The organism is Bradyrhizobium sp. 17, from assembly GCF_023073515.1.
Classification (GTDB): domain Bacteria; phylum Pseudomonadota; class Alphaproteobacteria; order Rhizobiales; family Xanthobacteraceae; genus Bradyrhizobium; species Bradyrhizobium canariense_D.
In genome coordinates this window covers 1-9,880 of the sequence record NZ_JADPJQ010000066.1, presented here as the reverse complement: position 1 = coordinate 9,880, position 9,880 = coordinate 1, and the positions used below count along the sequence as shown (strand labels likewise).

At 64.0% G+C, this 9,880-nt stretch carries 11 protein-coding genes and 1 pseudogene; 7 read left to right on the top strand and 5 right to left on the bottom strand.

From position 1 onward, the window contains the following. The first annotated feature begins 173 nt into the window (after positions 1-173). The gene (locus IVB13_RS11250) at positions 174-971 is read left to right on the top strand and encodes an acyl-CoA thioesterase domain-containing protein (RefSeq protein WP_018455733.1); all 798 of its coding nucleotides are present in this window, start codon (positions 174-176) and stop codon (positions 969-971) included. Between the two features lie 17 nt (positions 972-988). On the opposite strand, the gene IVB13_RS11245 is transcribed toward IVB13_RS11250, so the two are convergent. Both IVB13_RS11245 and IVB13_RS11240 read right to left on the bottom strand, forming a co-directional pair. Continuing rightward, complete coding sequence (locus IVB13_RS11245; protein WP_018455732.1) at positions 989-1,456, bottom strand: nuclear transport factor 2 family protein; 468 nt, start codon at positions 1,454-1,456, stop codon at positions 989-991. A 144-nt stretch (positions 1,457-1,600) separates the two neighbouring features. Beyond that, positions 1,601-2,413, bottom strand: coding sequence for an alpha/beta hydrolase (locus tag IVB13_RS11240; RefSeq protein WP_018455731.1), 813 nt, complete (start codon positions 2,411-2,413; stop codon positions 1,601-1,603). 249 nt (positions 2,414-2,662) lie between these two features. Between IVB13_RS11240 and infC the strand changes: the two genes are divergently transcribed. Next, a complete protein-coding gene (infC, locus tag IVB13_RS11235) occupies positions 2,663-3,202 on the top strand; it encodes a translation initiation factor IF-3 (protein WP_085349942.1) in 540 nt (179 codons plus the stop codon). Between the two features lie 117 nt (positions 3,203-3,319). Here the strand turns inward: infC and IVB13_RS11230 are convergent, their stop codons facing one another. Beyond that, entirely contained in the window at positions 3,320-3,724 is a 405-nt protein-coding gene (locus tag IVB13_RS11230; RefSeq protein WP_026233012.1) for a hypothetical protein, read from the bottom strand. Positions 3,725-3,994: 270 nt separating this feature from the next. Between IVB13_RS11230 and rpmI the strand changes: the two genes are divergently transcribed. Both rpmI and rplT read left to right on the top strand, forming a co-directional pair. Then, positions 3,995-4,195, top strand: a complete 201-nt coding sequence (rpmI, locus tag IVB13_RS11225) for a 50S ribosomal protein L35 (protein ID WP_007598540.1) — start codon at positions 3,995-3,997, stop codon at positions 4,193-4,195. An 81-nt stretch (positions 4,196-4,276) separates the two neighbouring features. After that, positions 4,277-4,636, top strand: coding sequence for a 50S ribosomal protein L20 (rplT, locus tag IVB13_RS11220; RefSeq protein ID WP_247488935.1), 360 nt, complete (start codon positions 4,277-4,279; stop codon positions 4,634-4,636). 1 nt (position 4,637) lies between these two features. On the opposite strand, the gene IVB13_RS11215 is transcribed toward rplT, so the two are convergent. Then, complete coding sequence (locus IVB13_RS11215; RefSeq protein WP_026233011.1) at positions 4,638-5,048, bottom strand: hypothetical protein; 411 nt, start codon at positions 5,046-5,048, stop codon at positions 4,638-4,640. A gap of 151 nt (positions 5,049-5,199) precedes the next feature. On the opposite strand from IVB13_RS11215, the gene pheS reads away from it, so the two are divergent. The 3 genes from pheS to IVB13_RS11200 are packed head-to-tail and all read left to right on the top strand — an operon-like array spanning position 5,200 to position 9,480. After that, on the top strand, positions 5,200-6,282 hold the full coding sequence (pheS, locus tag IVB13_RS11210; protein WP_026233010.1) for a phenylalanine--tRNA ligase subunit alpha: 1,083 nt from the start codon (positions 5,200-5,202) through the stop codon (positions 6,280-6,282). After that, on the top strand, positions 6,279-8,687 hold the full coding sequence (pheT, locus tag IVB13_RS11205) for a phenylalanine--tRNA ligase subunit beta (RefSeq protein ID WP_018455727.1): 2,409 nt from the start codon (positions 6,279-6,281) through the stop codon (positions 8,685-8,687). The genes pheS and pheT overlap by 4 nt, the downstream gene beginning before the upstream one ends. A 22-nt stretch (positions 8,688-8,709) precedes the next feature. Next, a complete protein-coding gene (locus tag IVB13_RS11200) occupies positions 8,710-9,480 on the top strand; it encodes a sulfite exporter TauE/SafE family protein (RefSeq protein WP_018455726.1) in 771 nt (256 codons plus the stop codon). A gap of 163 nt (positions 9,481-9,643) precedes the next feature. Here IVB13_RS11200 and IVB13_RS11195 read toward each other — a convergent pair. Further along, positions 9,644-9,817, bottom strand: a pseudogene (locus IVB13_RS11195) (IS30 family transposase); the annotation flags it as partial. Positions 9,818-9,880 lie beyond the last annotated feature (63 nt).

Here is a 9,880-nt window from a genome sequence, read left to right as displayed (position 1 = left end):
GGGCCATCCAGTACGCCGCGGCCTATCGATTCAATCACGAGCGCCGCGGAGTACTGGATCGCCCGGTCAAGCCGGACGATGACACCGTTGTTGTGGTAAGAGCGCTTCGCGCCTCCTCACCACGAGGATTGAGCATCTTGATTTCCCCGCACGTTCCTCCAAGCTCGCGCGTCATGACAAACATGCCTTTCTTCACCCGCGACGGCGACACATTCCACCCGACGGAAGTCGCCAATGGGCCGTGGGATCCGACATCGCTGCACGGACGCGTCATCGTCGGCCTGCTCGGCTTCGCCATCGAGGAGCGCCATTCCGGTCCTGAATTCGTGCCGGCGCGGCTGACCGTCGATATGTTTCGGCTGCCCACCATCGACAAGCCGATCGAGGTGACGACACGGCTGGTGCGCGACGGGATGCGCATCCGCGTCGTGGAAGCAGAGTTCTTTTCCGGCGGCATCGGCATGGCGCGCGCCTCGTGCCAGCTGTTACGGCGAACGCAGAATCCCGACGGCAATGTCTGGTCGCCGCCGAACTGGGACGTGCCGAAGCCGGCCGACATTCCCAAGCCGACCGATCCCAGGCTCGGCATGAACGGCAAATGGACCACGCGACCGATCGTCGGTCACATGGGCTCGCTCGGGCCACGAAAGCTCTGGATGAGCGAGGTGCGCGAGCTGGTCGCGGGCGTGCCGATGACGCCGTTCGTCCATGTCGCCATCGGCGCGGACTTCGCCAGTCCGTTCGCGAACGCCGGCGACAAGGGGCTCGGCTACATCAACAGCGACGTCACGATCTATCTGCACCGCCTGCCGGTGACGAACTGGATCGGCTTCGAGGTGGTGAACCACCAGGCCACCGACGGTGTGGCGATCGGCGAATGCTGGCTCTATGACGAGCAGGGCCCGATCGGCACCGCCACTGTCGCGGCGCTGGCGCAGCGCAAGCCGATGGTAAATCCGTCGAAGCGGTAGGTGCGCAAGAACGACGGCTAACCCAAATGTCGCTTCATCTCCGGCCGCGCCTTGAGCTCCGCGCCCTGTCTGGCGACGATCTTCGCAATCCGTTCCGGCGCAAACTTCAAATCGACAAACGCCGGCGCGGTGTTGGCGACCTCGTGATAGCTGACGATCCTTCCGTCCCGGAGCGTCATGATCGCCACGCCCTCGAACATCGCCCGCGCGCCATCAGCCTCCGGCAAGATCGAGCGATAGCTGAACGTGTAGCGCGCATAGAGCGTGGTGCCGTTCGACACCGGGTCGTGCATGTCCCAGCGAAAGTCGGTCGCCGTGCGATAGAACCAGTCGTCGATCATCGCGGCGATCTTCTCGCGGCCGGCGAAGGCGCCATAGAACACGTCGTGATAGACGCCGTCCTCGGTGAAGAGATCCGCAAAGGCTTTTCCGTTGCGTTGTTCGACGGCGTCGCAGAAGGCGCGCAGCATGGCGGTGGTGGTCATCGGCGATTCTCCCCTCCCATTCTCAGTCATGCCCCGACCGGGGCATCCAGTACGCCGCGGCTTCTCGGCTTGAGCACGAGCGCCTCTGGAATACTGCATCGCCCGATCAAGTCGGGCGATGACACCGAGTGCTAGGTGACGATTTCACCCGATCTCGGCCACGGCGGCAAGAATGCGGGCGATGTCCTGCGGGCGCGAGAGGCGGTGATCGCCGTCCTGGATCATGGTCAGCACGACGTCGTCGGCCGGCAGGCGATGGGTCAGGGCGAACGCGTGCTGCCAGGGCACGTCAGGATCCTGCGCACCTTGCAGGATGCGGACGGGACAGCCGAGATCGATGGCGCTGCCGAGCAGGAGGTGGTTGCGTCCCTCCTCGATTAGATTCCGCGTGATCGGATAGGGCAAGCCGTCGCCATAGTTCGACGGTCTCAGCCAGACGCCTTTGGTCTCGATTTCTTTCTTCACCGCGGCCGGAAAATTCTTCCACATCAGCTCCTCGGTGAAATCGGGCGCCGGCGCGATCAGCACCAGGCCCGCCAGCGAGGCTTTGGCTTGCAGTTTCTTTTGCCGCTTTTTGATCTCGCGCGCGAGCAGCAGCGCCATCCAGCCGCCCATGGACGAGCCGATCAGGATTTGCGGGCCGTCGCAGAACCGCTCGAATACCGCGACGCTTTCCTCGAGCCAGCGCCCGATGGTTCCGTCGACGAAATCGCCACCGGATTCGCCGTGGCCGGAATAATCGAACCGGACCACGGCGCGGCCGTGATCCCGGGCCCATTCGTCCAGCGCCACGGCCTTGCTGCCCTGCATGTCCGACTTGAAACCGCCGAGCCAGACCAGCCCAGGTCCTTGACTTGATTCTTGGGCCGCGCGGCGGCGCACCGCGATCCGGCGTGTGGACGGGCCTTCGCCCACATCGATGAAGTCGAGCACGGCATCGGGAATTGGGTGATTCATGGAACGTTTACTCTGGCTGTGCGGTTTGAGCTGTCCGGACGTGCTCCGCAGCGCAGCCGGACGTCGGCATTGGCCCTTTGGGACGCTTGCGGAACAGAAGCAAGGTGTCTATGTCCCTCTGCGTGCCCCGCCGTGGCCAAAATGCCTCGCATTTGAGGCTTTTTCGACCGCCGCACGAGCGATTGCTTGCCGGCAACCGTATCTTCCTGCAAAATAGCCGCCTCTTTTCATAACTTTGGAGAACCACCCATTCGCCGTCCAAATAAAGCCCCGCCCACTGCCGCCAAAGACGGGCCGCGCATCAATGACGATATTCGCAATGCGCAGATCCAGCTGATCGATCAGACCGGTGACAACAAGGGCACCATCGAGACCGTCGCGGCTATCCGCTTGGCCCAGGAAGCCGGCATGGATTTGGTCGAGATCTCGCCGAACGTCAGCCCTCCCGTCTGCAAGATCATGGACTACGGGAAGTATAAGTATTCCGCGCAGAAAAAAGCCGCCGAAGCCCGCAAGCGGCAGAAGATCGTCGAGATCAAGGAGATCAAGCTCCGCCCGATGATCGACGACCACGATTACGAAGTGAAGATGCGCGCCATGCAGCGGTTCTTCGAAGAAGGCGACAAGGTCAAGATCACCCTGCGCTATCGTGGCCGCGAAATGGCGCACCAGGAGATCGGCACCAAGCTGCTCGACAAGATCAAGACCGACGTCGCCGAGCTCGCCAAGGTGGAGCAGGACGCGCGGTTCGAGGGCCGTCAGGTCGTCATGGTGCTGGCGCCGCGCTGACGCTGGTTCTTTAGGCTGAAGAATTCAACGGCCCGTCCGGATCTCCGGCGGGCCGTTTTGTTTTTTTGCCTCTCCCGCTTGCGCAAGAGAGAGCGCACCGTCCTCTGGAGGCGATAATTACGTCCTCGTCGCATGCCAGGTGCCGCTGCACTGATCGCCGGAGATGATACCCCTCCACGAACCGGCGCCGTTCACGCCAGCGAGGCGGCCGCCGCCGCTGGCATGGGAGGCCCCGACCGAGACCTGGACCGCGACGGTACCGCTGCGATTGACCCTGCCGGAGACCCGACCGCCGCCGGCGGACGACACTCGGCTGCCGGTGACGGTGAAGGGGACGCTGTAGCCCGAGCTGCAATTGCCGCGGGTGGTGGCGAAGGTGACGTTCCAGACGCCGTCATAGCCGCGGATGCGCGCATTGGCACTCGACGGAAACGCGGCCATGGCGAGCACGGCCAACAGCGCCAGGCAGCGCGGACGAGCGACATCAGTCAAGGACGACAGCGTTTGGGAAAAAGGGGGCATTCTGGTCCTGCTCCGGGTCACACGGCTCGGACATGAGGTTAGCAATTCCGGATAGTCGCCGGCTAGGTTCCACCGGTTCATCGTTGCCAATTCGCCCGTCCTCTGTCATAAGCCCAGCCTTCATTGCCCGGCTGATTAAGGGCTGCCGTGGCGGTGTCCGTGCGGGTTTCGCGCTTGTTCGTAAAACCTGAGCACAATCAACGCTCTAACGAGCATTTTGACGGCCAGCCGCCTTTGCGGGCGGATTTCTATGGCCATTAGGAGAGCCAAATGCCCAAGCTGAAGACCAAATCGGGCGCTAAAAAGCGCTTCAAGGTGACTGCCACCGGCAAAGTGATGTTCGCTCATCGCAGCAAGCGTCACGGCATGATCAAGCGGACGAAGAAGCAGATCCGGCAGCTGCGCGGCACCGCCGTGCTGTTCAAGACCGACGGCGACAACGTCAAGAAGTACTTCTTGCCGAACGCCTGATCGCGTCCACGATCATTGCCACCCGCGCCGCAGCTTTCGCGGCGATCCGAACATCAAGTCATCTTTCGAAGGATTTTTGTCATGGCTCGCGTCAAACGCGGTGTGACCGCCCACGCCAAGCACAAGAAAGTCTACAAGGCCGCCAAGGGTTTCCGCGGCCGCCGCAAGAACACGATCCGCACCGCCAAGCCGGCGGTCGAGAAGGCTCTCGTCTATGCCTTCCGTGATCGCAAGCGCAAGAAGCGGACGTTCCGCGCGCTCTGGATCCAGCGCATCAACGCCGCCGTGCGTCCGTTCGGCCTGACCTACAGCCGCTTTATCGATGGCATGGCCAAGTCCGCGATCACCGTGGACCGCAAGGTGCTGTCGGATCTCGCGATCAACGAGCCCGCGTCGTTCCAGGCGATCGCCGAGAAGGCCAAGGCCGCTCTGGCGGCCTGAGCTAGCGGCCGGCTCCGCCGGCCTTCAGCGCGCGTTGCGAGTAGCGCCGGGCGACCTCCGCCCGGCAGAATGCCGTGAACGACAGATACATGGTGCCGGATTTATTCCGGTACTTCCGGTCACACACGCGCATCTCGCGTTGGTAAGCCTGTTTCCGCGCCATGTTGAGGCCGGGCATGAAGTCCGCCTCGCATTTCTTCTCGACGGCGGCGCCGAGCTGGACATCGCCGCTCGCGGTCAATTGGCAATCCTGAAACACCTTGATCGCGCTTTCGCAGCCCTTCTGAGCAGCGATGGTGTCGACGACCTCGTCCAGCGTCATGGATTTCTCCATGCACACCATGGCGCGCGCCGGGTTGCCGGCGACCAAGAGAACGGCGGCGACAGCAGCCAGACCGGATCTTGAGAGCATCGCGAAAGCCTCCTCGTATCCCCCTTGGTGCCAGGCCCCCGCGCGAGGTTCAACCCAGCCGCTCGTCAGCCCGAAATGACCGGCTTTTCGCTTGACGTTACAGCCTTCGGGCGGCGACAACCCAGCCGAATTTGGCAGCAGGGATTTGACCGTGTCCGACCTCGCAATGCTCGAAACATCCATCCTCGACCACATCGCCGCAGCCGGCGATGAGGCCGCCCTCGAAGCGGTGCGCGTCGCAGCCCTCGGCAAGAAGGGTTCGATCTCGGCGCTTCTTGCCACGCTCGGAAAAATGTCCCCGGACGAGCGCAAGACGCAAGGCGCCGCGATCAACCAGGCCAAGGACAAGGTCACTGAGGCGCTCGCGGCGCGGCGCGACGTCTTGAAATCGGCGGCGCTCGACGCGCGGCTTGCGTCGGAAACCATCGACGTCACCCTGCCGCTGCGCGATGCGCCCGCCGAGGCCGGCCGCATCCATCCGCTGAGCCAGGTCTGGGACGAGCTGACCACGATCTTCGCCGACATGGGATTCTCGGTTGCCGAAGGCCCCGATATCGAAACCGACGACTACAACTTCACCAAGCTGAATTTTCCGGAAGGCCATCCCGCGCGCGAGATGCACGACACCTTCTTCTTCCACCCGAAGGAGGACGGCTCCCGCATGCTGTTGCGCACCCACACCTCGCCGGTGCAGGTGCGCACCATGCTGAGCCAGAAGCCGCCGATCCGCGTGATCTGCCCGGGCCGCACCTATCGCATCGATTCGGACGCGACCCACACGCCGCAATTCCACCAGGTCGAAGGCCTCGTCATCGACAAGCACTCCCATCTCGGCCATCTCAAATGGATCCTGCACGAGTTCTGCAAGGCGTTCTTCGAGGTGGACCACATCAACATGCGCTTTCGGCCCTCGTTCTTCCCGTTCACGGAGCCGTCGCTGGAAGTCGACATCCAGTGCCGCCGCGACAAGGGCGAGATCCGCTTCGGCGAGGGCGAGGACTGGCTCGAGATTCTCGGCTGCGGCATGGTGCATCCGAACGTGCTGCGCGCCTGCGGCATCGATCCCGACGAGTACCAGGGCTTTGCCTGGGGCATGGGCATCGACCGCATCGCCATGCTGAAATACGGCATCGCCGATTTGCGCCAGCTGTTCGACAGCGACGTCCGCTGGCTGTCCCATTACGGCTTCAAGCCGCTCGAAGTACCGACCCTCGCGGGAGGGCTGAGCTCGTGAAATTCACTCTCTCCTGGCTGAAGGAACATCTCGACACCGACGAGCCCTTGGACAAGCTCGCCGAGAAGCTCACCATGATCGGGCTCGAGGTCGAGAACATCGAGGACAAGGCGAAGGCGCTGAAGCCTTTCACCATCGCGAAGGTGATATCCGCCGAGCAGCATCCGAATGCGGATCGGCTGCGCGTCTGCATGGTCGACACCGGTGATGGCGGCGCACCCGTGCAGGTGGTGTGCGGCGCGCCGAATGCGCGTGCGGGTCTCGTCAGCGTGTTCTCCCCGCCCGGCACCTACATTCCCGGCAAGGACATCACGCTCGGTGTCGGCACCATCCGCGGCGTCGAGAGCCGCGGCATGCTGTGCTCGGCGGCTGAGTTGCAGATTTCCAACGACCATGACGGCATCATGGAATTGCCCGCGGATGCGCCGATCGGCGCTGCCTACGCCGCATGGGCCGGCCTCGGCGATCCCGTAGTCGAGATCAACCTGACGCCGAACCGGCAGGACTGCACCGGCGTGCACGGCATCGCGCGCGACCTTGCCGCCGCCGACATGGGCAAGTTCAAGGACCCCACAATCAAGCCGATCAAGGGCGAATTCCCCTGCCCGGTGAAGGTCACGGTCGAGGACGCGGCGCTGTGCCCAGGCTTCGCGCTGCGGCTCGTGCGTGGCGTGAAGAACGGGCCGTCGCCGGAATGGCTGCAGAAGCGACTGACCGCGATCGGGCTGCGCCCGATCAACGCGCTGGTCGACATCACCAACTTCATGACCTACGACCGCGCACGGCCATTGCACGTGTTCGACGCGAAGAAAGTGAAGGGCAATCTCGTGGTGCGCCGCGCCCGCGACGGCGAGACGCTGCTCGCGCTTGACGGCCGCAGCTACAATCTCGATCCCGCGATTTGCGTCATCGCGGACGAGCACGGCGTCGAATCGCTTGCCGGCATCATGGGCGGCGAGGCCTCGGGCTGCGACGAGACTACCACCGACGTGCTGATCGAATCGGCGCTGTGGAACGAGATCAACATCGCCCAGACCGGCCGCAAGCTCGGCATCAATTCGGACGCGCGCTACCGCTTCGAGCGCGGTGTCGATCCGGCTTTCATGGTGCCGGGGCTGGAGCTCGCGACAAAACTCGTGCTGGAGATGTGCGGCGGCACGCCGTCCGAGAACGTCGTGGTCGGCAAGAGCTTCGGCGACGACCGCGTGATCGATTTTCCGGTGACCGAGGTCAAGCGCCTCTCGGGCATCGAGGTGCCGATGCCGGAGATGAAGCGCATCCTGACTCATCTCGGCTTCATGATGGCGGGCCCGGGGCCCGTCGTGAAGGTCGCGGTGCCGTCATGGCGGACCGACGTGCACGGCAAGGCCGACATCGTCGAGGAAGTCGTCCGCATCTACGGCGTCGACAAGGTGCCGATGACGCCGTTCGAGCGCGGCGAGGACGCACGCAAATCCGTGCTGACCCCGCTCCAGCTCCGCACCCGCCGCGCCAGGCGCGCGCTGGCGAGCCGCGGCATCATCGAAGCGGTGACCTGGTCCTTCATCACCAAGTCAGCCGCAGAGCTGTTCGGCGGCGGCCAGCGCGAACTCGAGGTCGCCAACCCGATCGCGTCGGATTTGTCCGACATGCGCCCGACCCTGTTGGCCGGCCTGATCGCGGCGGCGCAGGCCAATGCCGATCGCGGCTTGAGCGATGTCGCGCTATTCGAGGTAGGGCAGGTGTTCAAGGGCGATCGCCCGCAGGATCAGTTCATGGCGGCAAGCGGCCTCCGCCGCGGCTTTGCGTCGTCGCAAGGTCTGGGACGACACTGGTCGGGTTCGGCGCAGGCTGACGTGTTCGATGCCAAGGCCGATGCGCTCGCGGTACTCGCCGCCGCCGGCGCACCAATGCAGGCCCTTCAGATCGTCGCGGGCGGCCCGTCCTGGCTGCATCCCGGGCGCTCCGGTACGATCCAGATCGGGCCGCAAAACGTGCTCGGCTATTTCGGCGAGATGAATCCGCGCGCGCTCGAGGCGCTCGGTGCCGGCGGCCCGCTGATGGTGTTCGAGGTGATCCTCGACCGCATCCCCGAGGCGAAGAAAAAGCCGACCCGTGCCAAGCCCGTGATCGAGCTGTCGGCATTCCAGCCTGTGTCGCGTGACTTCGCCTTTATCGTCGACCGCACCGTGAAGGGCGGCGACATCGTGCGCGCGGCTCAGAGCGTCGACAAGAAGCTGATCACCGCTGTGAACGTGTTCGACGTCTACGAAGGTAAGGGCATCGACGACGGCAAGAAGTCGATCGCGATCGCGGTGACGATTCAGCCGCGCGAAAAGACCCTGACCGACCAGGAGATCGAGGCCGTCGCCGCGAAAATCGTGGCGGAGGTGACGAAGAAGACCGGCGGCACTTTGAGAGCATGATCATGCTCGAGAATCATAGAGCATGAATCTCACTGACTTTCTTCCAAAGGACGTCAGCCTCACCATTGCGATGGCGCTCTGCGCCGTCGCTTTCGTTTCGGGCACCGCGCGCGGCTTCTCCGGCTTCGGCTCGGCGCTGATCTTCATGCCGTTGGCGAGCAGCATCGCGGCGCCGCGTCTGGTTGCCGCGCTGCTCCTCGTGATCGATTTCGTCGCGGCCGCGCCGCTGCTGCCTGACGCCTGGCGCAAGGCCGACCGCAAGGCCACCGCCGTGATCGTGCTGGGCGCGCTGGTCGGCGTGCCCGTCGGCACCTATTTCCTCAGCGTGCTCGAACCCGTTACGACGCGGTGGATCATCTCCTGCTTCGTCGCCGCGCTGTTGCTCTTGCTGCTGTCGGGCTGGCGCTATCGCGGCAAGGACCACGCGTGGCTCTCGGTCGGCATCGGCAGCCTCTCCGGCTTCTGTAGCGGCCTCGCCCAGACCGGCGGCCCGCCGATCGTCGGCTACTGGCTCGGCCGCCCGGTCGCATCGATCGTCGCGCGCGCCAACATCTTGCTGTTCTTCGGCGCGTCGGATTTCTTCTCGATGATCAGTTACGCGACCACAGGCCTGATCTCACGCGAATCGCTTGTGCTATCGCTCATCGTCGGGCCGGTCTATGCGATCGGCGTCGCCTTCGGTGCGTCGCTGTTCGGCCGTGCCAGCGAGAAAGTGTTTCGCGCCATCTGCTACGCGCTGATCGCGCTCGCGGTGATCGCGGGACTGCCGCTGCTGGACGGGGTGTTACGGTAAGTCTCTCCGCGAGTCGTCCTGGCGAAAGCCAGGAGGTGGATTCACACTCGAAGTGCAACAGTTGAGAGGAGAAGGCCTCTGCCGGGGTTCTGAAGTCAAGGCATTTGCGCGGGGTGTTGTTGTAGGCGGCAATGGACTGACGGAAGCGCTTGGTTGGGAGCTTTTCAAGGTCGGTCTTTCGGGGGATGAAGCGGCGCAAGCGGCCGATGGCGTTCTCGATGCCGCCCTTTTGCCACGGCGCGTGCGGGTCGCAGAAGAAGGTCTTCATCAAGAGGCGCTGCAAGGAAAGGTGGGCGGCGAACTCGGTGCCGTTGTCGAAGGTGACGGTACGGCGCAGTGCCTCCGGTACGGCTTTGAACAGGCGTACGAGATGGCTAGCGATACCGGCGGCGAACTTGCG